This is a genomic window from Burkholderia contaminans (genome assembly GCF_029633825.1).
GTDB lineage: Bacteria > Pseudomonadota > Gammaproteobacteria > Burkholderiales > Burkholderiaceae > Burkholderia > Burkholderia contaminans.
In genome coordinates, this window is sequence record NZ_CP090642.1 from 663,138 (window position 1) to 684,647 (window position 21,510).

The following is a 21,510-nucleotide window of genomic DNA, read 5'->3' on the forward strand; positions in this document are numbered from 1 at the left end:
GTCAGCCGCCCGACGACACGATGAAATGCATCACGTCGGTCCGCCGCTCGGCAAATCCCGCTTCGCAATAGGCGAGATAGAGGCGCCAGGTGCGAATGAACGTCTCGTCGAACCGTTGCGCGCGCACCGAGTCGATGCGCGCCTCGAACGCGGCCCGCCAGGTGCGCAGCGTGCGCGCGTAGTCGTCGCCGAACGCGAGCACCGGTTCGGCGGCCAGGCCGGCCCGCCGCGCGGCATCGACGAAACGCTCCGGGCTCGGCAGCATCCCGCCGGGAAAGATGAACTCGCGAATGAAGTCGCTAGACGTGCGGTACGCGTCGAATAGCGAATCGATGATCGTGATCGATTGAATCAGCGCGCGAGCACCGGGCTTCAGGCGCTGCCTGAGCGTGTCGAAGTACACCGGCCAGAACGTTTCGCCCACGGCCTCGAACATCTCGATCGACACGATCGCGTCGTATTGGCCGTCGACGTCGCGATAGTCGCGCAATTCGAGCGTGACGCGATCGGACAGCCCGTCGCGGGCAACGCGCTCGGCGGCCAGCGCGTATTGCGCCTGCGAGATGGTGACGCCATGCACGCGGATGCCTTGCCGTGCCGCATGCACGGCGAACCCGCCCCAGCCGCAGCCGATCTCGAGCACGCGCATGCCGGCGCGCAGGCCGAGCGAATCGACGATGCGCTGATACTTCGCCGTTTGCGCGTCGGCGAGCGAACGCTGCGCGTCGCCGTCGAAGCAGGCGCTCGAATACGTCCACGTGTCGTCGAGCCACAATCCGTAAAAGTCGTTGCCGAGATCGTAGTGCGCGTGGATGTTGCGGCGGCTGCCGGCCCGCGTATTCATCCTCAGCCGGTGGCGCAGCGCGTACCAGAGGCGTGCCAGGCGGCCGCCGGTCACCGTCGTCGCGATCACCGGCTGGTTGCGGATCGCGAGGCGCAGCAGCGCGACGAGTTCGGGCGTGTCGATCCAGCCGGCGCGATACGCTTCCGCGAATCCGATGTCGCCCGCGCGCAGGATCGCACGGCATGCCCGCCAGTCGCGGACCTGCAGCGTCGCGGCCGGCTGGCGGTGCGGATCGCCGAACACGTGTTGCGCGCCTTCGGGCGTCACGAGCGTCAGGTGCCCGTCGTGGATTTGTCGGAGCAGCGCGAGGAACAACCGGGCCGAGAGCGGCATCGCCGGTTGCGATGCGGGAGACAGCAGGCGCAGCAAGGTCATGGACGAGCCTCGTGATCGGACAGCGCCGAGCGGCCGCGTGGCGACGCGCCCGGCGAACGGGACAATGGCGAATCGGCAGCGGCAGGACGGCCGGGGGGCGTCTTGCCGTAGAACGGCACGCGCGCGAGCCACAGCCGCAGCGCTTGCCAATGAATGCGAATGACGACGTTGATCGCGTTCAGCGGCTGCCGGGCCAGCGCGCGCCATGCGCGTGCCGCCGTCAGCGGCGCGGACTGCATGGCGATTGCCGTGCGCAGCAGCAGGCCGTCGTCGTCGCGATAGTCGATCGCCACGCTCAGGTGGTCGCCGCACTGACGCACGCGAAACGCGTAATCGCCAACGATGTCGCAAAACGGCGAGACATGAAACGTCTTGCGGCAGACCAGCACGGTGTCGGCGTCGATCGGCGCGTGACGCATCGCACTCAGCAGGTAGCCGTGGTGCGCACCGAACGTGTTGCGCACATCGGCGTACAGCGCGCGCAGCCGGCCCGCGCGGTCGTAGCAGTACCAGAAGCTCACCGGATTGAATGCGTAGCCGAAGACGCGCGGGATCGTCTGCAGCCAGATCGGGCCGTCGGCGGGAATGCCGGCGTGCGCGAGGACATCGCGCATCCACGGGCCGAGCGCGCGGCCGTCGCGCGGGCCGTAGTCGCGGGAAGCGAGCGCGAGCGGGGCCCAGCGATCGATGCCGAACCAGCCGGCGTCGATCTCGGCCAGCCGCTCGACGTCGCAGCAGACCTGGAATATCGGGTACGCGAACGCATGGCGCACCGGCCGCAGCCGTTCATGCATCACGGTGCCGACGAGAAGCCGGGCGGCCGTGCCGTCGCGGGCAAAGGGCGTGTTCATGGGCGAGCCCAGGCCGGCGCGATGCCGAAGCTGCGGGCGACGCGCAACGCCGATTTCAGTCCGTCCTCATGGAACCCGTAGCCCGTCCACGCTCCCGCAAACCACGTATTGCGCCGCCCTTGCAGCATCGGCAGGCGATGCTGCGCATCCACGGCCGCGAGATCGAGCAGCGGGTGCTCGTAATCGTAGCGGCCGAGCTGGGTGTCGGGCGCGGGCTCGTCGACCGGATTCAACGTGACGACGACCGGCGAGCGGAACGGCAGCGGCTGCAACTGGTTGAGCAGGTAGCTCACGCACACCGGCGATTCGCCGCCCGTGCGCCTCGGCCGGCCGCCCAGGTAGTTCCATGCCGACCACACGCGCCGCCGGCGCGGCAGCAACGCGGTATCGGTATGAAGCACCGCGACGTTGTGCTGGTAGCGCACGGCGCCGAGCACGTCGCGCTCGGCCTTGCTCGCATCCGCGAGCAGCCGCAGGCTGGTCGGCGCATGGCATGCGAGCACGACCGCGTCGAAACGCTCGTGACCGGCCGTATCGGTCGCCACCGTCACGCCCGCGTCGTCGCGCCGTATCGCGCGGACCGGCGTGTTCACGCGCACGTCGTCGAGCGTCGCGGCGATGCGCTCGACGTACTGCCGCGCGCCGCCCGCGACGGTGCGCCAGGTCGGCCGGTTGTTGACCTGCAGCAACGCGTGATTCAGGCAGAAGCGCAGGAAGGTCGCCGCCGGAAACCGCAGGATGTCGTTGGCCGCGCTCGACCAGATGGCGGCCGCCATCGGCAGCAGGTAGTGATGCTGGAACGATGCGCCGTAACCGCCGGCCGTGAGCAGTTCGCCGACCGAAAGACGCTGCCGGCTCGCCGATTCGAGGTGATCTTGCGCGGACGCGTTGAAGCGCAGGATGTCGCGCAACATGCCGAGAAAGGTCGGCGAGAACAGGTTGCGGCGTTGCGCGAACACCGTGTTCAGGTTGCTGCCGGCCCATTCGAGCCGGCCGCCGTCGACCGAAACCGAAAACGACATGTCGGTCGAATGGGCGGCCACGCCCAGTTCGTCGAACAGCGCGATCAGGTTCGGATAGGTCCGGTCGTTGAACACGAGGAATCCCGTGTCGACGGGGTGGCGTGCGCCGTCGAGGTCGACGTCGACCGTGTGCGTGTGACCGCCGAGATAGTCGGCGGCCTCGAACAGCGTCACACGGTGACGGCGGGCCAGCAAGTATGCGCTGGCCAGGCCCGCGATGCCGGCGCCGACGACGGCAATCCGCCGGCCGGGCAGCGACATTGAAAGTTCCGGGTGCATCGCGAATGGTCTCCGTCAGTCACAAGTGCAGGTTCGGGAATCACATGTGCTCATATACGTCGCACCGCACGCGGCGGATGCAGGCGCGGTGGTCATTCGCGATCGCCGGGCGACGCGAAGCCCGGCTTGCCGATCTGGTCGGGTGTTTGCGGCACCCGCCTGAAGCGCGACGTGTCGTAACCCATCGCATCGAGCCGGGCGAGCAGCGAGCGATAGGTGGCCTCGTCCATCGTCGGCTCGCGCGAGAAGATCCAGCCGAGCGTCTTGCCCGGGTAGCCGAGGATCGTGTACCGGTAGTCGGGATCGACGTAGAGCGTCAGTTGCGTGACATACACCGGCCAGAACAGCCGCACGCGCCATTCGCCGCCGCCGCTGCCGGGCTTGACGGCGTCGACGAACCGATAGTGCGTCTCGGGCTGGTCGAAGCCGCCTTTGCGGCCGACGAATGCGTCGTCGATCCTGCCGTCGTCGCGCAGGCGCCACTCGGCCCGGCTGCCGACGAAGCGGCGTTCCGCGAAATACGGGATGTTCGCGATCACGTACCAGCGGCCCATGTAGCGCGGCAGGTCGACGGGTACGGTCGACAGCGGAGCGGCGGCGCGCGGATTCGGGTTCGGCGGGCTGCCCGAGCACCCGGCGGCCCCGATCGCGAGCGCCGTCACGACCGTGACGGCGGCACGGCGGAGAACCCGGTACGCGATCGCGGCCGTCATGCGAGAACCCGGCGCTTGTCGAACAGATAGTGGGCGACGCCCCATTCCTGCCCGTCGGCATAGCCGAACAGCTCGGCGACCGCCATGTAGAACATCCGCCAGCGCTGGAACCAGATGCGGGCGTCGGCGCCGTAGACCGTCTCGAAAATCGGCATGACCCGGGGGCGCGCCGCATCGAGCGACGCGAGCCACTGATTGGCCGTGCGGGCGTAGTGAGTCCCGTCGAGCCACCATTGGCGGGCGATGCGCACGTCGTCCTGGAACCGCAGCAGCAGGTCGGCCGACGGCATCGTCCCGCCCGTGAAGAAATAGCGCGACATCCAGTCGGTGTCGTCGTGCACCGCGAAGTGATAGGCGAGCAGCTTGTGCGCGAAGATGTGCACGAAGAGCTTGCCGTCGTCGTGCATCCAGCGCGCGATTTTGGCGAGCAGTTGCCCGTAGTTCTTCATGTGCTCGAACATCTCGATCGAAAGCACGCGGTCGAAACCGGCATCCGCGGGATCGAAGTCGAACTCCACCACGTTGCCGGTGACGATTCGCAGATTCGTCAGCCCGCGCTGCGCCGCGCATCGCTCGATGAAGTGGCGTTGACCGTGCGAATTCGACAGGCCGACGATCTGCGCGGCCGGATACCGTTCGGCGAGCCAAAGCGACAGCGAACCCCAGCCGCATCCGAGGTCGAGAATGCGCTGGCCGTCCTCCAGCCTGGCGCGCTGCGCGTACAACGCCAGCATGGCTTCTTCTGCCTGCGACAGCGTTTCGTCGCCGCGCGGGTAATAGCCGCACGAATATTTGAGCCGCGGGCCGAGATGGGCCTCGAAGAAGCTGCCGGGCACTTCGTAATGCTGCGTGTTCGCCGCGAGCGTCTCGATTGCGATCGGGCTCGCGCCCAGTTCACGCACCAGCGTGTCGTAGGCCGCCGCGCGCCGTTCACCGTCATCCGCGTGTTCGTCGCGCAGGCGTTGCCGCATGAGCGAGCGCATGCCGGCCCGGATCAGCCGGTCCGGCAGCCAGCCGCGCTCGCAGCAGCGAATCAGCCAGGCGTCGTTGGGTGCCGCCGCCGAGGCCGGCGACGGTTGCGAGGTGGTAGCAGTCATGATCGCGTGCTCCGGTCTTCAGGGTGATCGGATCGAGTGGGGGAAGGGCCGGGCGCCGGCCTGGGAGGCCACGGAACGATGGCGCTGGTCGTGCGCATGTACTCGCGGTAGCCCGGCCGGCTTTGCACCAGACGCGCTTCGAGCAGCGGCAAGCCGGATACCTTGAGCAGCAGCCATGCCATCAGGAGTGGCGGGAACAGCGTCAGCCAGCCCCACGGCATGCCGATCGCCAGCGCCGTGTAGGCGAGCCAGTGCACGCACTCGAAAAAATAGTTGGGGTGCCGCGAATAGCGCCACCAGCCGGCGCGACAGACCTGGCCGCCGTGGTCGGGATCCGCGAGAAACCGCTTGAGCTGCCGGTCGGACGCAGTCTCTCCGGCGACCGCGGCGATCCAGATCGCCACTGCCGCGGCAATCGCGAACCGGGACGGGGTTGCCGTGCTGTAGGCGGGGATGAAGAACGCGATCGACAGCAGCATCGAGATCAGCGCCTGCAGCTGGAACAGCCAGAACATGTTGCGCGGCGCGGCGTCGCCCCACTGCAGGCGGAACTGTCGATAGCGCGGGTCTTCCGGCTGCCCGCGATTGCGCCGCCACAGGTGTCGCGCGAGTCGCAGCCCCCAGATGCCGCCGCCGGCGGCGACGAGCGCACGATTCAATTCCGGGCCGGTCGCCAGCACGGCGACGAACACGGCTACGCCGCCGAGCGTCGCGGCCCAGACCGGATCGATCATCCCGGCGTTCCGGGAATGCAATTGGGCAATCCATACCGCCGTGAAGGACAGGATCAGTCCGACGAAGGCGAGGAGGGCAACGACGACGGCGGGCATACGGGCTCCGAGGGCGCGATACCCTTTATACGGAGCCGGCGGCCGATCGGATGCAGACGAATGCGACGAGATGCGTGATCTCGTCGAGAGAGACGGCAGCGGGCGGCACGCCGCCGCGCTTTACGTTTACGGGTCGAGCGCGCGTTGCGCGCGTCAAGTGGTATGCATCGCGCCGGTGGCGAGCACCGGCCCGGTGGGTTGGCCGCTCGGCGAGCCGCCGTGAGGCTCGAGCGATACGGCGAGCACCGCGCGTGCATCGAGTCGCGCGACGATCGCTTGCGGCAGCGTCATCGACGCCGGTGCGTTCGACGCGAATACGCCGAGCGAGATCGGCTTCGCATTCGGCGGAATCAGCCAGAGCTCCGTCGAGCGGTCCGCGGCGACCGGCGGCGTGTTCGCGGGCACCACGACCATCCGGGCACGCCGCAAGTCGACCGTGGCGGTCCACCGTGCGACGCCATCCGCTTGTGCCAGCGTGGCCGCCATGTAGCGGCTGTCTTCGGCAGCGGGGCGCGGCGGCGCTTCGCCCACCCGGATCACGTTGACCGTGAGCAGCCCGAGCGCCGCCACGCTCGCGCCCATGCCGACCCAGCGCCACAGTTTCAGGTTGTTCCACCATCCGTCGGATGGCGCGGCGCTGCGCGGGCGCGACGGCGGGATGAAGCCCAGTTGGTGCTGGATCCTCGTCCAGGTTCGCGCGGGCGGGTCGACGGGCGTGACGTCGTCCGCGAGCGGGGCGAGGTGGCGCTGCCAGCGCTCGAGCGTGGCTTGCAACGCCGGGTCGCGTGCGGCGGCCTGCTCCAGCTCGCGGCGCGCGTCTGCGTCGAGCACGCCGAGCGCGTATTCCGCGCAGCGCAATTCGGGATTGTGATCGGCCGGCGTATTCATTGCTCCAGGCACACCTTCAGCTGCATCAGGCTGCGCCGGATCCAGCTCTTCATGGTTCCGAGCGGCACACGCAGTCGCGCTGCCAGCTCACTGTAGGTCGCGCCGCTGAAGAAGGCCTCGCGCACCGCGCGGCCGTGCTGCGGATCGAGTTGCGCGAGGCATCGCTCGAGGCGAAGGCGCTCCTGCGAGGCCTCCGCCAGCGCGGCGGGCGTCGGATCTTCGGCGGGAAGCTCCAGCGCCTGCTCGTCGTCGAGTTGCGCGTCGCGATGCTGCCGCAAGCGGTCGATCGTCTTGTTGCGCGCCAGCGTGATCAGCCACGTCATCGCGCCGCCGCGCGCCGGGTCGAACGCGTCGATGCGTCGCCATGCGGTCGTGTAGACCTCCTGGAGGAGATCCTCGGCTTCCCCGTGATCGTGAAGCATGCGCACGATCGTCCCGAACACCCGCGACGCGCTCAGCCGGTACAACTCCGCGAAAGCCGCCTGGTCGCCGGTTGCTGCCTGAAGCATCACCCGGTTCAGATGTTCGCGGCGCGCGACATCCGCATCGGCATCGCGCGAAGGGGCTGACTGATCGAAGCCGCTGGCACCGCCTGGCGTGTCGCTCATGCGAAGTGGATGGCGCGGACCGCCATGATGTGAATGTCGAGCGAAATATAGCATTCCCGGATGCATGTGATCGAACGATCGGTGGCGCGTCCGCTGCACGTTGTGCAGCGCAACGCCCGCTGTGATCTCTTCAGCCAGATACGAGCGACGCGTCCGCGCGGATGCAGGCAGCCGCAACGTGCCGCGGATGCGGCCGACTACCGTCGGTTGCGTGCACAATGAGCGGGTTTCGTGTCTGGAGAGTCATTCAATGAAGCGAAGTATCGTGGGCCGACCGCTGTGGGCGGCGGGCGTGATCGTGGCGGGCGCCGCCCTGGTGCTGGCGGGATGTGCAGGCCTCGCCGGCGGGCCCAGCGGGAATGCACACGTTCCGCAACCCGCGAAATCCGTCGATCTCGATCGCTACGTCGGCAGATGGTACGAGTTCGCGCGGTATGAAAACCGCTTCGAGCGCGGATGCGACGGCGTGACGGCCGACTATGCGAAGCGGGAAGACGGTCTCGTCGGCGTGCGCAATACCTGCCGCGAAGGCGGGCCGGACGGCCGCGCGCGAAGCGCCGACGGGCGCGCTAGGATCGTGGCGGACAGCGGGGGCGCAAAGCTGAAAGTGTCGTTCTTCGGGCCGTTCTTCCTCGGCGATTACTGGGTGCTCGATCGCGCCGACGACTACGCATGGTCGATCGTCGGTGAACCGTCGGGTCGGTTCCTGTGGATCCTGACGCGCGATGCGAAGCCTTCCGCTGAACAGGCCGCGGCGCTCGTCGAACGGGTGCGGGCGCTCGGTTACGACACGACGATGTTGCGGCGCACCGCGCATTAGGGCGACCGCACGCCGCACGCGTGCGCGGCGCCATCGGGCCGGGCGCAACGCCGAGCGCCGCGTATGCGCGCGGTCGTGGCCAATGGCGACGGCGACGGCGACGGCGAAAGGCGGGATGACGCCTTTGGGTCTACGTTCGCTGAACGCGAAAACCGGTTCGTTGCCTTCGGCAGTTAACTGCTCGCCCGGACAATCAGTTGGCACGACATCGGTCGCTGACTTTTGCGAAGCGCGTCGAGCGCCGGCGGATCCTCCTGCAGAAGCTGAAAGATCCGCGCGGCCGCCGTGATGCCGATTTCGCTCGCGGGCGGCCGCACGGTCGTCAGGCCGGGCGTCAGCATTTCCGCCATCGGATAGTCGCCGAAACCGACGATCGCGCATTGCTCCGGTATGCGAATGCCCGCGCCGGGCGCGGAAAGCAGCGCACCGAACGCGAGGTTGTCGTTCGCGAAGACGATCGCGTCGGCCGTGCGGCGGGCGGAACACAGCGCGAGCAGCGCCTCGCGTCCTGCGTGCATCGGCTGCGCTTCGGTCGGTGCAAACACGATCGGCTCGCGCCCATGCTCGCGCATGATCTCGGTATAACCATCGCACCGCTCGCGCGCGCTTGCGTCGCCCGCCGCGCTGTTCAGTACGAACGCGATGCGTCGATAGCCGCGTTCCACCAGATGACGCGCCGCGATGCGTCCGGCTTCCTGGTGCACGAAGCCGATCTGCAGCGGTTTGCGCCGCGGCTGGAAGTCCCACGTTTCGAGCACGGGCACCTGCGTCTGTTCGATCAGTTCCTCGGTTCCCGGGGAATGGAAGTGCGACGTGAGCACGAGCGCCGCCGGCGACCACCCGAGCAATCCACGCACCGCGTTCTCCTCGAGATCCGTCGAGAAATAGCTCGATGCGAGCAGCAACTGGTAACCGTGTGCCGTGACCTCATCGCTGAAGCTCTGGATCGTGTTCGCAAAGATCGGCCCCGAGATGTTCGGAATGACCATGCCGATGACACGGCTGCGCGCCGATGCGAGCCCGCCGGCGACGAGATTCGGCACGTAGCCGAGTTCGGCGACCGCATCGGCGATCCGCTCGCGCAGCGGCGCGGACAGCCGCGCCGGATCCTGGAAATAGCGCGACACGCTGATCTGCGACACGCCGACGTGCTCGGCCACATCGCGCAGGGTCAGGCGTCCCGACGTGCGGCGGGGACGCGCATCGCTTTTAGTCGAATCGGACATATGTTCCGCTGATTTCGTTATTTGACGCGGCAAATTCGCCACGGGAAACTGCCTGCAATGTTAGCGCTAACCAAGCGCGGTCGCCAGCACGAAACGATGCGCGGCCCGGTGGTGAGGCGCTGCTTTCGCGACAGGATATCGGATGACGACAGCTTCCCGCCTCATGCACCTTGGGGCCTTTCTGATGGAGACCGGACACCATGCAGCCGCGTGGCGGCATCCGGACGTGCCGGCCGGTGGCGGCACGGATTTTCGTGCGTATGCGGCGCTGGCGAGCACGGCGGAACGCGCGTGCTTCGACGCGATTTTCATCGCGGACAGTGTCGCCGCGAACGTGGGTGACGGCGCCGCGCGATCGGCCCGTTCCGACCGGCTCGATCCGCTGACGCTGCTGCCTGCGCTCGCGGCGGTCACGGAGCGCATCGGCCTGATCGCCACGGCGACGACGACCTACAACGAGCCGTATCACATCGCGCGCAAGTTTGCGTCGCTCGACCACATCAGCGGCGGGCGGGCCGGCTGGAATCTCGTGACGTCCGACAACGCGGCGGAGGCGCGCAACTTCGGCCGCGCCGAACACGTCGGTCACGACGAGCGCTATGCGCGCGCCCGGGAATTCCATCGCGTCGTGACGGGGCTGTGGGACAGCTGGGCCGACGACAGCTTCGTGCGCGACAAGGCGAGCGGCGTGTACTACGACGCGTCCACGCTGCGCGTGCTCGATCATCGCGGCCCGCATTTCTCCGTGGCGGGCCCGCTCAACGTGCCGCGCCCGGTGCAGGGATGGCCCGTCGTCGTGCAGGCGGGCTCATCGGAGGCGGGCCGCGACCTCGCCGCGCAGACGGCCGACGTCGTGTTCACCGCGCACGCACGGCTGGATGCCGCGCAGGCGTTCTACCGCGACATGAAGGCGCGCGCGGTCGCCGCGGGCCGCGCGCCGGGCGACGTGAAGATCATGCCTGGCCTGTCGGTCGTCGTCGCGCGTACCGACGACGAGGCGCGCGAGCGCTTCGACGCGCTGCAGGCGCTCGTCGATCCGGTCGCGGGTGTCGCGATGCTTGCGCGGATGCTCGGCAACTTCGACCTGTCCGGCTATCCGCTCGACGGTCCGTTGCCGGATTTGCCGCTCACGGACAGCGGCCAGCGCAGCCGCCAGGCACTCCTGACCGCGCTGGCCGGCGACGAGCGCCTGACGATCCGCGAACTGGTGCTGCGCATCGCGGCGGGACGCGGGCACGTGACGGTGGTCGGCAGTGCGACAACCGTGGCCGACCTGATGCAGACGTGGTTCGAGCGCGACGCGGCCGACGGCTTCAACGTGATGCCGGCCGAACTGCCGGGCGGCCTCGATGCGTTCTGTTCGCTCGTCGTGCCCGAGTTGCAGCGGCGCGGGCTGTTCCGCACGGCCTACACCGGCTCCACGTTGCGCGAGCATCTTGGGCTGCCGCGACCGGTGCGTGCGTAGCGCACACATTCGTCCCGTCGAATCCATCCGATAAGGAACCTCCGATCATGACGTTTTCCCGACGTTCGTTTCTCCGCACCGCACAGGCTGCAGCCGTGGCCGCGTTCGCCATGCCATTCGCCGGCGGCGCGCAGGCCGACACCGCCCGCACGCTGCGCATCGGCTACCAGAAGGGCACGCCGCTCACGCTGCTGAAGGCGCAGCGCTCGCTCGACAAGCCGCTCGCCGCGCGCGGCTTCGACATCGCATGGACCGAATTCCCGTCCGGGCCGCCGCTGCTCGAGGCGATGAATGCCGGCTCGATCGATCTCGGCTATACGGGCTCGCCACCGCCGATCTTCGCGCAGGCGGCGGGCAGCCGGATCGTCTACCTGGCGGCCGAACCCGCTGGCCCGCACAACGAGGCCATCATCGTGCTCGACGGCTCGCCGCTCAAATCGGTCGCCGACCTGAAAGGGCGGACGGTGGCATTCGCCCGCGGGTCGAGTTCGAACTACCTGATCGTCGCTGCGCTCGAAAAAGCCGGCCTGACCTATGCGGACATCAAGCCCGCCTTCTTGTCGCCCGCCGACGCACGCGCGGCCTTCGAAGGCGGCAAGGTCGACGCATGGGTCATCTGGGATCCGTATCTCGAGGTCGTCCAGCAGACGCTCGGCGTGCGCACGATCGCCGACTATGCGTCGGGCATCGTGCAGCCGTACAGCTTCTTTCTCGGTGCGCCGGATTTCGCGAAGGCCCACCCCGAGGTGTTGTCGGATGTGCTGTCGGCGGTCGCGCGCGGCGACGCGTGGACGGCCGCCCATCGCAGTGACGCCGCGCAGTTGATTGCTCGCGAGATCGGCGTGCCGCAGCCCGTCGTCGAGCGCTATCTCGCGCGATCCGCATTCGGGCTGCTGCCCGTCAATTCGACCGTGCTCGGCGCGCAGCAACGCGTTGCGGATACGTTCCGTCGAGCGAACGTCATTCCGCGTGCGATCCAGGTCGCTGACATTGCACACCCGGTTTCCTTCACCCGCTGACTCGATACTCCACTCGCTCGCAGAGCCGCTGTCATGAACCGACTCGCTTCCCGTACCGCCGCCATCCGTCCCGTTCGCCGCGCCGCCGCATTGCGCTGGCGCTTTCGCTTCACGCCCCGGCTGAAAACCGGGCTGCGCACGGCGGGTGCCGTCGCGCTCGCCTGCGCCAGCCACACCGGGCACGCGCAGTCGACGCTGGTCATGTACGGCATCGTCGATGCAGCCGTGCAGTACGGTCGCTTCAACAGCACGACCGGAACGACCGCGTCGGCGGCCAGCGGCAACCTGCAGGCATCGCGCTTCGGGCTGCTCGGCAAGGAAGATCTCGGCGGCGGCTATCGCGCGAATTTCCGCCTCGAGACGGGCTTCAATATCTACACGGGGATGGGAGGCGGCGCGACCGAGTTCAATCGCGGCGCATCGGTCGGGCTGTCGGGGCCGTTCGGCAGCGTCGACGCCGGCTATCTGTACCTGCCGATCTACTGGGTGTTTCTCGCGTCCGATGTCGGCACGTACGGGCTCGCGAATCCAGCCGCGATCATGTCGCTCGAACACACGACGACGCTCGGTTCGAGCGGCACCGGCGGGTTCTACCGTAACGCGGTGCGCTACCGGACGCCGGAAGCGCTCGGCGGCTGGTCGAGCGAGATCGGCTATTCGTTCGGTGCGCAGGATCCTGCCGGGCAGACGCTGAACGCGCGCAACGTCGGCGTGAACCTCCAGTACGCGAAGAACAGCGTGCTGGTCGGCTATGGCTTCAACCGCTACCAGTACTACGCGAGCGCGACGGCATCCGACGCGTCGTCGCAGCTCACGCATGTACTGACCGCCGCATACGATTTCGGTCGCATGGTGGTGGGCGGGAACTACGTGTATTCGAAGCGTACCGACGGCACGGGATGGTTCGCGTCCGCCGCGTTGCTCAACGCGCGCGTGCGTGTCGGATTCGGCGACATCAACGTCGGCGTGTCGCGGCGTATCGAGAATGGCGATGCGCGTGCGATCGCTTGCGATGTGGGCTACGTGTACTACCTGTCGAAGCGCACGCAGCTGTATGGCTTCGCGACGACGATCCTGAACAACCGTCATTCGACACAGGGATTCGCACTTCTGAACAACCCGGCGGCGACGGTGACGCCGGGATTCGACCCATGGGCGGTGACGGCTGGCATCAGGACGTCGTTCTGATCGCAACGGTCGACGGTTCAATTCAGCAGACACCAGATCGCGAGGAACGGCGTGTCGCCGGAGCGCATCGCATGCAGCGCGCCGGGCGGGTTGTGGATGCCGCCGCCGATCCCGGGATCGAACCATTCGCCGTTCTGCTGCCGGAATTCACCGGCGGTCATCAGCACGTAGGCTTCTTCCGGCGCGTGGCCGTGATCGGGGTACCGCACGCCGGGCATCATCAGCGAGAAGCCGAGTTGAATGTCGTCGCGGCTTTCGGCGCCGCCGGGCCCGCAGATCATTCCGTTCACGTGCCCATCGATGTAGTTTGGGCTACCGTCCTTTCCTGACGTACGGCGCGTCCAGCCGACTACCGGCTCCAGCGACCCGATCAGCCGCGCGACGGCGGCGAACGTCGGGTTCACGCATGCGACGGCCTGGAGCGCCGGGCCAAGCCATTCGCGCGCGGGGTAGCGCGTTGCGTTGCGCAAGCCGTTGTCCGACGGCTGCTGCAATCGGGCGAATACGTGCGGTGCGAACGCGCGCGCGGCGGCGGGAAGCCTTTCCGACTGGAACAGTTCGCCGGCGATCCGGACGAAATCCGCGATGGGTTTCGGACGTTCATGCATGCTGCTCGCTGCTCCCTGAGTGATGTGGGCCGATCAGCGAAAGTCTAGGCAGAAACCTGTCGATGCGGGCAGCGAAAAAGCGCGACGGGCTTGGCATTGGCCGCCATCCGCGTGCCGCGGCTGCCGTTCGGTATGCGCGCTGTCGATCGACCGCCGCCGGCACCCTGATATGGGGCAGCGGGCAGTTCATCGCGTACGCATGGTCCAAAGCAGCTCGCGAAGTTGCCAGCCTGATTTCTCGGTAGTTTCCCTGAAGTCCCCGCGTCGGGATTTTCCCCTAGCGGACGCTTGCGCGCGCTGCGCGCGCCGCTGCCCCCCCCCCGCAAAATTCAGCACAGCCGCGCCGGCATTGCGTTTCGCCTATTTCGCACCGTTTTGCGGCGAACACGCCTTTTCGCCCCGAAACGATGCATTACCAAAGGTATGGGAAAGCGCACAGAAAATGTATCTGGAGCGACGAAATTGGATTGATACGCTGCATTCACTGCATCAGCGCCGTCAACCACGCAGGAGCCGCATCGAGCCGACGCCATGGGGGCTATCGATGACGACTCGCACGAAGTTCGCGGCTTCCCTTTCCAGTCAGTCGGGATGACAGAATGGCTCCAAATATGACGTTTGCGCCGGGCGACGTACTTCCCACCGGGGCAATCCACACCGGCGGTGCGCCGTCGATTGCCCGGTCGAGTATCGCGACGGGAACGGACATCCTGACCGTCAAGCACCTGTCGAAGATTTTCGGTCCGAAGCCCGAGCGTGCGATCGAGATGATGAAGCGCGGCGTCGGCCGCAACGAGATCTTCGCGGAAACCGGCAACATGGTCGCGGTCAACGACGTGAGCCTGAGCGTGCGCGCCGGCGAGATCTTCGTGATCATGGGGCTGTCGGGTTCGGGGAAATCGACGCTCGTCCGATTGCTGAACCGGCTGATCGAGCCGACGGCCGGGCAGGTCGTGCTCGAAGGTCGCGACATCGCACCGATGTCGACGCCGGAACTGCGCGACGTCCGGCGCCAGAAGATGGCCATGGTGTTCCAGTCGTTCGCGCTGCTGCCGAACCGCACCGTGCTCGACAACATCGCGTACGGGCTCGAAGTCGCGGGGATCAGGAAGGCGCAGCGCTACGAGGTCGCGCGCGCGGCGCTGGAGCGCGTCGGCCTCGGCTCGTACGAGAAACTGCTGCCGAGCGAGTTGTCCGGCGGCATGCAGCAGCGTGTGGGCCTCGCCCGCGCACTGGCGGTGAATCCGTCGGTGCTGCTGATGGACGAGGCATTCTCCGCGCTCGATCCGCTGATCCGCTTCGAAATGCAGAACGAGCTGCTGCGCCTGCAGAAGGAAGAGCAGCGCACGATCGTGTTCATCTCCCACGATATCGAGGAAGCCGTCAAGATCGGCGGCCGCATCGGCATCATGAAGGACGGTTGCCTGATCCAGGTCGGCACGCCCGCCGAACTGATCCAGACGCCGGCCGACGCGTACGTGCAGGACTTCTTCCGCAACGTCGACGTGTCGCGCTTCATGAAGGCATCAAGCATGATGACGCCGGTCGAGCGCGGGCTGCTTCGCAGCGATGCGCTCACGCCGTCCGACCGCTATCTGAACCAGCTGATCGACAGCGGCGCGGAATGCGGCTACGTGTGCGACGAATCCGGCCGTTACCTTGGCTGCGTCACACCCGCCACGCTGCACCGGTCCGGCGCGAAGCCGATTCGCGACGCGTTCCTGAACGACTTCAACGCGGTGTCGATCGATACGGATCTGCATCGGCTTGCGTCGATCGCGCTGACGCAGCAGCACGACGTGCCGGTAACGGACGGAGCGGGACGACTGGCGGGCGTCGTGTCCTGCCGGACGATACTCAAGCAGATGATGCAACGGAGGGCAGCATGAATTCGTCGGTGATCGGGAAGTTCGCGGAGAACGTCGTCAACTTTCTGTTTCTGCATTTCCGTGGCGGCTTCGACACGTTCTCGGCGGGGCTCGGCGCGGTCGTGAAGCTGCTCGAGGACGGTCTCGCCGCCGTACCGTTCATCGCGATGGTCGTGATCCTGGTGGGCCTCGCAGTGTGGCGCCGGGGCGTCGTGTTTTCGATCTTCGTCGGTTGCGCGCTGCTCGTCATCCATTACATGGGCCTGTGGGCGCAGACGGTGTCGACCCTCGCGCTCGTCACCGCGGCGACGTTCTTCAGCCTCGTGATCGGTGTGCCGCTCGGCATCTGGGGCGCGCGCAACAACCGGATCGGCATGATCCTGCGCTCGCTGCTCGACTTCATGCAGACGATGCCCGCGTTCGTGTACCTGATCCCGGCCGTGATCCTGTTCGGGCTCGGACGCGTGCCGGCGGTGATCGCGACGATCGTGTTCGCGATGCCGCCCGTCGTGAGGCTGACGACGCTCGGCATCAGGCAGGTCCGCGAGGAACTGATCGAAGCCGGCCGTTCGTTCGGCAGCACCGACTGGCAGCTGCTGTGGAAGATCCAGCTGCCGAACGCATTGCCGTCGATCATGGCCGGCGTGAACCAGACGATCATGATGGCGCTGTCGATGGTGGTGGTCGCGTCGATGATCGGCGCGGGCGGCCTCGGCGAATACGTGCTGAGCGGGATCCAGCGTCTCGACATCGGGATCGGCTTCGAAGGCGGGCTCGGCGTCGTGCTGCTCGCGATCGTGCTGGATCGACTGACCGAGAGCTTCGGCGTGAAGGCGAAGAAGAACGTGAAAAGGCCGCTCGCGCGTGCCGGCAAGGCAGAGCCGCGCGGCGCGGCACGGACCTGACGGACACGGCAGTCGAAGATCATCGAAGGACGATGCAGCGCCGCGGCCACGGTGCCGCGGCGGAACCGGTGTAGCAGTGCGTGGAGACCGGAAACGCCGATCGAAGGCGTTCCTCATCTTCGAAAGACTCGCGTGATTAAAAAGGAGTACTAGATGAATGCCCATGTGTTCAAGTCGCTTCTGGCGAAACTTGCCCTATCGACGGTGGTCGCCTGCAGCGCAGGTGTGGGTGCCGCGTCGGCGGCGGAGCCGGTCAAGATCGCGGTCACCAACTGGGCGGACGTGCTCGCGGTGGCCAACGTCGCGAAGTACGTGCTCGAGACGCAGCTCAAGCAGCCGGTGCAGTTCGTGCAGGCCGACATCGGCATCCAGTATCAGGGCGTCGCGCGCGGCGATCTCGACATCATGGTCGGCGGCTGGCTGCCGGTCACGCACGGCGCGTACTACGCGAAGTACAAGAACGACCTGGATGACGTGGGCATTATCTACACCGGCGGCAAGAACGGCTGGGCCGTGCCGACCTACGTGCCGGAATCGGCGCTGTCGTCGATCGCCGACCTGAACAAGCCGGAAGTCAAGAGCAAGCTGAACGGCACGATCCAGGGCATCGAACCGGGCGGCGGCCTGATGCAGGCGTCGGAGCGGACGATCAAGGGCTACAGCCTGGACGGCTACACCCTCCAGGCGTCGAGCGAGGCCGGGATGCTGGCCAGCGTGTCGCGCGCGTACCAGTCGAAGCAGTGGATCGTCGCGACGGTGTGGAGCCCGCACTGGCTGTTCCAGAAGTGGCAGATGCGTTACCTGAAGGACCCGAAGGGCACGCTGGGCGGTGACGAGCAGATCCACGCGTTCGTGTCGAAGAAGTTCGCGGGCAAGTTTCCGCGCGCCGACGTGTTCTTCAAGCACCTGAAGCTGACGCTGGCCGACGTCGAGGCGATCGAGTTCGAAGGCAACAGCACGAACGACTACGCGAGCGCCGCGAAGAAGTTCGTCGACACCCATCCGGAGAAGCTGAAAGCCTGGCTGCAGCAATAAGGCCACGCGCCGGCCACGTGGACGACGCGAGCCGCGTCGTCCGCGCAAGCCGCGCGCGGACGCTGGCCGATGCCGGCGGCCCGGCGGCCTGGAGCCGTCACGACGGCACCGGCCTTGCAGCGCGCGGTGCTTCGAATCCACGCAGAACGTCATGAACCGCGTCGCGGAGTCACCCAGTGAACGAGAACGCCCGCTTTTTTGCCGAAACGCTCCAGAGCCGCGATCCGGTGATCGCATCTGAAATCGCGTTGGAGTTGCGTCGCCAGCAGACGCAGATCGAACTGATTGCATCCGAAAACATCGCGTCCGCGGCGGTGCTGGAAGCACAGGGCACCGTGTTGACGAACAAGTACGCGGAAGGCTATCCGTCGCGCCGGTACTACGGCGGTTGCGACCATGTCGACCGGATCGAGGCACTTGCGATCGACCGCGCGTGCGCGCTGTTCGACGCGAGCCACGCGAACGTGCAACCGCACTCGGGCGCGCAGGCCAACGGCGCGGTGATGCTCGCGCTCGTCAAGCCGGGCGACACGGTGATGGGGATGTCGCTCGATGCGGGCGGCCACCTGACGCATGGCGCGCGCCCTGCGCTGTCGGGAAAGTGGTTCAACGCGGTGCAGTACGGCGTGAGCCCGGACACGCTGCGCATCGATTACGACGACGTTCGCCGGCTCGCGCAACGCCATCGGCCGAAGCTGATCATCGCGGGCTATTCCGCATATCCGCGCGCGCTCGACTTCGCCGCGTTCCGCGAGATCGCGGACAGCGTCGACGCGAAGCTGATGGTCGACATGGCGCATATCGCCGGCATCGTCGCGGCCGGCCGCCATCAGAACCCATTGCCGTTCGCCGACGTCGTGACGTCGACCACGCACAAGACGCTGCGCGGCCCGCGCGGCGGTTTCATCCTGACGAACCACGCCGACGTCGCGAAGCAGATCAACTCGGCCGTCTTCCCGGGGCTGCAGGGCGGCCCGCTGATGCACGTCGTCGCGGGCAAGGCGGTGGCCTTCGCGGAAGCCCTGCGCCCGGAGTTCACGCGCTATATCGACCAGATGCTGCGCAACGCGCAAGCGCTCGCACAGGTGCTGACGGCCGGCGGCCTGACGCTCGTGACCGGTGGCACGGACAACCACCTGCTGCTGGTCGACCTGCGCGCGCGGCGCATTACCGGCATGCAGGCCGAGAAGGCGCTGGAGCGTGCCGGCATCACCTGCAACAAGAACGGAATTCCGTTCGATACGGAAAACCCGACCGTCACGTCCGGGATCCGGCTCGGCACGCCCGCCGGCACGACGCGCGGCTTCGGACCCGCGCAGTTCGAGCAGATCGGCGACATGATCCTCGCGGTCCTGGCGGCGCTCGCGCGCAATCCGGACGGGGACGAGGGCGTCGAGCGTGCGGTCCGCACTCGCGTGCGCGATCTGTGCGCCCAGTTTCCGATCTACGCCCACGCGGAGGCGTTTGCCTGATCGCCGGAACCGGATCGGGCGGACGCATGGTTCGAACCGCATGACGAATCGATCGGCGTGGCTGCGCGGAACACGCGCGGCGCGCGCCGACGTCTTGTCCCGTGCCCGTCCCTGCGTGATGGCGGGAACCGGGCACCCACTCACCTGAATGAGGAATTGAAATGAGCTTCGAGGGCGTACACACACCGCTGGTCACCCCGGTCGACGCGGACGGCGAAATCGATCACGCACTGCTGGGCCGGCATGCGGCCGATCTCGCCGGCCGCGTGTCCGGCCTCGGCATCGGCGGCACGACGGGCGAATACTACGCGTTGAGCTTCGACGAGCGCGTGCGCACGTTCGACACGGTCGCGGCTGCCGCCGGCGGCAAGACGTTCCTGACCGCGGGCATCAACGCGACGACGACGAAGGAAGTGCTGCGCCTCGGCCGCGAAGCGAAACGTGCGGGGCTGGATGCGCTGCTGGTGGCGGCGCCGTACTACGCGCAGCCGACGCAGCAGGAACTGCTCGCGCACCTGCTCACGATCGACGACGCGCTCGACATGCCGATCATGCTGTACAACTTTCCGGCCCGCACCGGCACCGAAATCGGCGACGGGATTCTCGAGACGCTGCTCGAGCGCAAGAATTTCGTCGCGATGAAGGAAAGCACCGGCGACATCGCGCATCTGCATCACCTGTCCACACATTTCAGCGGCCGGCTCGTGCTGAGCTGCGGCATGGATGACCAGGCGCTCGAGTTCTTCGCATGGGGCGCGCGCAGCTGGGTCGGCGGCGCGTCGAACTTTCTGCCGGAAGCACACACCGACCTGTTCGACGCGTGCGTCACGCGCGGCGATTTCGCGGCCGGCCGCAAGCTGATGGCGCAATTGCTGCCGGTGCTCGAACTGCTCGAGCGCAGCGGCAAGTTCATCCAGTACGTGCGTTACGGATGCGAACTGGCCGGCTTGCCGGTCGGGGTCGCACGCGCCCCGCTCGGCGCGCTGTCGGGCGACGAGCGCGACGCGTTCGCGAAGCTCGTGAAGCCGCTGCTGCGCGACGGCCGGTAATTCATCATGCGTTCGAATCTGGAATTCGCGCGGTTTCCGGCGCCGGACGGAATGAACGGCTGGTGGGAGAGCCTGCCGCCCGCACCGGACGCGCGCACCGTCACGTCCGACTGCCGGTTCGACTGGGTCGTCGTCGGCGGCGGCATCACCGGGCTGTGCGCGGCTCGCCGGCTCGCGGAGCTCGCGCCCGGCGCGTCGATCGCGCTCGTGGAGGCTGACCGGATCGGCCGTACGACCGCCGGGCGCAATTCCGGATTCTTCGTCGACCTGCCGCACGACATCAGCAGCGAAAGCTACTCGCGCAGCATCGACGAGGACCGCGCCGACGTGCGGTTCCAGCGGCACGGCATCGACTATGTGCGCGACATCGTGCGGCGCTACGGCATCGATTGCGACTGGCGCGACGACGGCAAATTCCACGCATCGGTCAACAGGAAGGGCGCCGCCGCGCTCACGCATTTCGCGGACGGCCTGTCGCGCATCGGCGAAGCGTTCGAGTGGCTCGATCAGCCGGCCATCCGGGCCGTGACCGGCACCGACTTCTACACGGGCGCGCTGTTCACGCCGGGCTGCAGCACGGTGCAGCCTGCCGCGCTGATGCGCGGCCTCGCGGCCACGCAGCCGGACAACGTGACGGTATTCGAGCTCAGCCCGGTCACGCGGATCGAGCCGCGCGGCGACACGCGCGCGCTGCACTTCGCCGGCGGCACGATCGTCGCGAAGCAGGTCATCGTGTGCACGAATGCGTACGCAGCGACCTTCGGCATCCATTCGAACGGATTGCTGCCGGTCTACACGTTCGCGTCGCTCACGCGGCAGATGAATGCCGACGAAGTCGCGAAGCTCGGCGGAATGCGGTCGTGGGCAGTGATTCCGGCCGATCCGATGGGCACGACGGTGCGGCGCCTGATCACCGATCGCATTTGCGTGCGCAACCATTTCGCGTTCAGGCCGGACGTGAGGGTATCGCCTGCCGATCTTGCGAAGGCGCGGCATCTGCATCAGCGCTCGTTCGAGCGCCGCTTTCCGATGCTCGGTGGCGTCGAACTCGAATATACGTGGGGCGGGCCGCTGTGCCTGTCCGCGAACAACGGCGCGCTGTTCGGCAAGCGCGACGACGGTCTCTACGAGGCGATCGGCTGCAACGGTCTCGGGCTGAGCCGCGGATCGTCGTCCGGCAAGCTGATCGCCGAATACGCGCTTGGCGAATCGAACAGTCTCGTGCAGCAGTTGCTGAAGCAGCCGCATCCGCGGCCGCTGCCGGTTCGGCCGCTCGTCGACCTTGCCGTGTCGGCGACGATCTGGGCGAAGGAATTCTCGGCCGGTGCCGAGCTTTGATTATTGAGGA

Annotated in this window: 20 protein-coding genes; 10 read left to right on the top strand and 10 right to left on the bottom strand. The window is 67.3% G+C overall.

All coding sequences use genetic code 11. The features are described 5' to 3' along the window. Window position 1: 1 nt before the first annotated feature. From LXE91_RS35155 to LXE91_RS35190, 8 genes are all read right to left on the bottom strand, one after another. Window positions 2-1,219: an SAM-dependent methyltransferase gene (locus LXE91_RS35155; RefSeq protein WP_039370001.1), complete on the bottom strand. Its 1,218-nt coding sequence runs from the start codon at window positions 1,217-1,219 to the stop codon at window positions 2-4. Continuing rightward, entirely contained in the window at window positions 1,216-2,070 is an 855-nt protein-coding gene (locus LXE91_RS35160) for a DUF1365 domain-containing protein (RefSeq protein ID WP_039370005.1), read from the bottom strand. Before LXE91_RS35160 ends, LXE91_RS35155 begins: the two co-directional genes overlap by 4 nt. Beyond that, window positions 2,067-3,371 carry an NAD(P)/FAD-dependent oxidoreductase gene (locus LXE91_RS35165; RefSeq protein WP_039370008.1) on the bottom strand — a complete coding sequence of 435 codons (1,305 nt, stop codon included), beginning with the start codon at window positions 3,369-3,371 and terminating at the stop codon, window positions 2,067-2,069. The genes LXE91_RS35160 and LXE91_RS35165 overlap by 4 nt, the downstream gene beginning before the upstream one ends. Before the next feature lie 92 nt (window positions 3,372-3,463). Further along, window positions 3,464-4,084: a lipocalin family protein gene (locus LXE91_RS35170; protein WP_039370010.1), complete on the bottom strand. Its 621-nt coding sequence runs from the start codon at window positions 4,082-4,084 to the stop codon at window positions 3,464-3,466. Next, the gene (locus LXE91_RS35175; RefSeq protein ID WP_039370013.1) at window positions 4,081-5,181 is read right to left on the bottom strand and encodes an SAM-dependent methyltransferase; all 1,101 of its coding nucleotides are present in this window, start codon (window positions 5,179-5,181) and stop codon (window positions 4,081-4,083) included. The genes LXE91_RS35170 and LXE91_RS35175 overlap by 4 nt, the downstream gene beginning before the upstream one ends. Next, window positions 5,178-6,011 (bottom strand): DUF1295 domain-containing protein, encoded by an 834-nt coding sequence (locus LXE91_RS35180; protein ID WP_039370018.1) that lies wholly within the window; start codon window positions 6,009-6,011, stop codon window positions 5,178-5,180. The genes LXE91_RS35175 and LXE91_RS35180 overlap by 4 nt, the downstream gene beginning before the upstream one ends. 153 nt (window positions 6,012-6,164) lie before the next feature. Next, a complete protein-coding gene (locus LXE91_RS35185) occupies window positions 6,165-6,899 on the bottom strand; it encodes an anti-sigma factor (RefSeq protein WP_039370020.1) in 735 nt (244 codons plus the stop codon). Further along, on the bottom strand, window positions 6,896-7,507 hold the full coding sequence (locus LXE91_RS35190) for a sigma-70 family RNA polymerase sigma factor (protein WP_039370023.1): 612 nt from the start codon (window positions 7,505-7,507) through the stop codon (window positions 6,896-6,898). Before LXE91_RS35190 ends, LXE91_RS35185 begins: the two co-directional genes overlap by 4 nt. 250 nt (window positions 7,508-7,757) lie before the next feature. Between LXE91_RS35190 and LXE91_RS35195 the strand changes: the two genes are divergently transcribed. Beyond that, window positions 7,758-8,327 carry a lipocalin family protein gene (locus tag LXE91_RS35195; protein ID WP_039370025.1) on the top strand — a complete coding sequence of 190 codons (570 nt, stop codon included), beginning with the start codon at window positions 7,758-7,760 and terminating at the stop codon, window positions 8,325-8,327. A gap of 173 nt (window positions 8,328-8,500) precedes the next feature. Here LXE91_RS35195 and LXE91_RS35200 read toward each other — a convergent pair whose 3' ends face one another. Continuing rightward, window positions 8,501-9,553 (bottom strand): LacI family DNA-binding transcriptional regulator, encoded by a 1,053-nt coding sequence (locus LXE91_RS35200; RefSeq protein WP_039370027.1) that lies wholly within the window; start codon window positions 9,551-9,553, stop codon window positions 8,501-8,503. A 142-nt stretch (window positions 9,554-9,695) separates the two neighbouring features. Here LXE91_RS35200 and LXE91_RS35205 point away from each other — a divergent pair, with 142 nt between their 5' ends. Genes LXE91_RS35205 through LXE91_RS35215 form a run of 3 tightly spaced genes read left to right on the top strand, consistent with a single transcriptional unit; the run spans window position 9,696 to window position 13,225 of the window. After that, window positions 9,696-11,018 (top strand): LLM class flavin-dependent oxidoreductase, encoded by a 1,323-nt coding sequence (locus LXE91_RS35205; protein ID WP_039370029.1) that lies wholly within the window; start codon window positions 9,696-9,698, stop codon window positions 11,016-11,018. 47 nt (window positions 11,019-11,065) lie between these two features. After that, entirely contained in the window at window positions 11,066-12,037 is a 972-nt protein-coding gene (locus LXE91_RS35210) for an aliphatic sulfonate ABC transporter substrate-binding protein (RefSeq protein WP_039370030.1), read from the top strand. 33 nt (window positions 12,038-12,070) lie between these two features. Continuing rightward, the gene (locus LXE91_RS35215; RefSeq protein WP_039370033.1) at window positions 12,071-13,225 is read left to right on the top strand and encodes a porin; all 1,155 of its coding nucleotides are present in this window, start codon (window positions 12,071-12,073) and stop codon (window positions 13,223-13,225) included. Between the two features lie 17 nt (window positions 13,226-13,242). Here LXE91_RS35215 and LXE91_RS35220 read toward each other — a convergent pair whose 3' ends face one another. Next, entirely contained in the window at window positions 13,243-13,833 is a 591-nt protein-coding gene (locus tag LXE91_RS35220) for a dimethylsulfonioproprionate lyase family protein (RefSeq protein ID WP_039370035.1), read from the bottom strand. A gap of 599 nt (window positions 13,834-14,432) precedes the next feature. Between LXE91_RS35220 and LXE91_RS35225 the strand changes: the two genes are divergently transcribed. The 6 genes from LXE91_RS35225 to LXE91_RS35250 all read left to right on the top strand — a co-directional run bounded on the left by LXE91_RS35225 (window position 14,433) and on the right by LXE91_RS35250 (window position 21,500). Then, on the top strand, window positions 14,433-15,722 hold the full coding sequence (locus LXE91_RS35225; protein ID WP_039371930.1) for a quaternary amine ABC transporter ATP-binding protein: 1,290 nt from the start codon (window positions 14,433-14,435) through the stop codon (window positions 15,720-15,722). Continuing rightward, window positions 15,719-16,606 (top strand): ABC transporter permease, encoded by an 888-nt coding sequence (locus tag LXE91_RS35230; protein WP_039371928.1) that lies wholly within the window; start codon window positions 15,719-15,721, stop codon window positions 16,604-16,606. Before LXE91_RS35225 ends, LXE91_RS35230 begins: the two co-directional genes overlap by 4 nt. 153 nt (window positions 16,607-16,759) lie before the next feature. After that, complete coding sequence (locus tag LXE91_RS35235; RefSeq protein ID WP_039371921.1) at window positions 16,760-17,641, top strand: glycine betaine ABC transporter substrate-binding protein; 882 nt, start codon at window positions 16,760-16,762, stop codon at window positions 17,639-17,641. A 176-nt stretch (window positions 17,642-17,817) separates the two neighbouring features. Further along, a complete protein-coding gene (glyA, locus tag LXE91_RS35240; protein ID WP_039371920.1) occupies window positions 17,818-19,113 on the top strand; it encodes a serine hydroxymethyltransferase in 1,296 nt (431 codons plus the stop codon). A 161-nt stretch (window positions 19,114-19,274) separates the two neighbouring features. Beyond that, entirely contained in the window at window positions 19,275-20,162 is an 888-nt protein-coding gene (locus tag LXE91_RS35245) for a dihydrodipicolinate synthase family protein (RefSeq protein WP_039371918.1), read from the top strand. 6 nt (window positions 20,163-20,168) lie between these two features. Beyond that, window positions 20,169-21,500 carry an NAD(P)/FAD-dependent oxidoreductase gene (locus LXE91_RS35250; protein WP_039371917.1) on the top strand — a complete coding sequence of 444 codons (1,332 nt, stop codon included), beginning with the start codon at window positions 20,169-20,171 and terminating at the stop codon, window positions 21,498-21,500. Window positions 21,501-21,510 lie beyond the last annotated feature (10 nt).

Bases quoted from the DNA above. Each gene is read 5' to 3' on its own strand.
- LXE91_RS35155 (WP_039370001.1), bottom strand. From the start codon at position 1,219: ATGACCTTGCTGCGCCTGCTGTCTCCCGCATCGCAACCGGCGATGCCG.
- LXE91_RS35160 (WP_039370005.1), bottom strand. From the start codon at position 2,070: ATGAACACGCCCTTTGCCCGCGACGGCACGGCCGCCCGGCTTCTCGTC.
- LXE91_RS35165 (WP_039370008.1), bottom strand. From the start codon at position 3,371: ATGCACCCGGAACTTTCAATGTCGCTGCCCGGCCGGCGGATTGCCGTC.
- LXE91_RS35170 (WP_039370010.1), bottom strand. From the start codon at position 4,084: ATGACGGCCGCGATCGCGTACCGGGTTCTCCGCCGTGCCGCCGTCACG.
- LXE91_RS35175 (WP_039370013.1), bottom strand. From the start codon at position 5,181: ATGACTGCTACCACCTCGCAACCGTCGCCGGCCTCGGCGGCGGCACCC.
- LXE91_RS35180 (WP_039370018.1), bottom strand. From the start codon at position 6,011: ATGCCCGCCGTCGTCGTTGCCCTCCTCGCCTTCGTCGGACTGATCCTG.
- LXE91_RS35185 (WP_039370020.1), bottom strand. From the start codon at position 6,899: ATGAATACGCCGGCCGATCACAATCCCGAATTGCGCTGCGCGGAATAC.
- LXE91_RS35190 (WP_039370023.1), bottom strand. From the start codon at position 7,507: ATGAGCGACACGCCAGGCGGTGCCAGCGGCTTCGATCAGTCAGCCCCT.
- LXE91_RS35195 (WP_039370025.1), top strand. From the start codon at position 7,758: ATGAAGCGAAGTATCGTGGGCCGACCGCTGTGGGCGGCGGGCGTGATC.
- LXE91_RS35200 (WP_039370027.1), bottom strand. From the start codon at position 9,553: ATGTCCGATTCGACTAAAAGCGATGCGCGTCCCCGCCGCACGTCGGGA.
- LXE91_RS35205 (WP_039370029.1), top strand. From the start codon at position 9,696: ATGACGACAGCTTCCCGCCTCATGCACCTTGGGGCCTTTCTGATGGAG.
- LXE91_RS35210 (WP_039370030.1), top strand. From the start codon at position 11,066: ATGACGTTTTCCCGACGTTCGTTTCTCCGCACCGCACAGGCTGCAGCC.
- LXE91_RS35215 (WP_039370033.1), top strand. From the start codon at position 12,071: ATGAACCGACTCGCTTCCCGTACCGCCGCCATCCGTCCCGTTCGCCGC.
- LXE91_RS35220 (WP_039370035.1), bottom strand. From the start codon at position 13,833: ATGCATGAACGTCCGAAACCCATCGCGGATTTCGTCCGGATCGCCGGC.
- LXE91_RS35225 (WP_039371930.1), top strand. From the start codon at position 14,433: ATGGCTCCAAATATGACGTTTGCGCCGGGCGACGTACTTCCCACCGGG.
- LXE91_RS35230 (WP_039371928.1), top strand. From the start codon at position 15,719: ATGAATTCGTCGGTGATCGGGAAGTTCGCGGAGAACGTCGTCAACTTT.
- LXE91_RS35235 (WP_039371921.1), top strand. From the start codon at position 16,760: ATGAATGCCCATGTGTTCAAGTCGCTTCTGGCGAAACTTGCCCTATCG.
- LXE91_RS35245 (WP_039371918.1), top strand. From the start codon at position 19,275: ATGAGCTTCGAGGGCGTACACACACCGCTGGTCACCCCGGTCGACGCG.
- LXE91_RS35250 (WP_039371917.1), top strand. From the start codon at position 20,169: ATGCGTTCGAATCTGGAATTCGCGCGGTTTCCGGCGCCGGACGGAATG.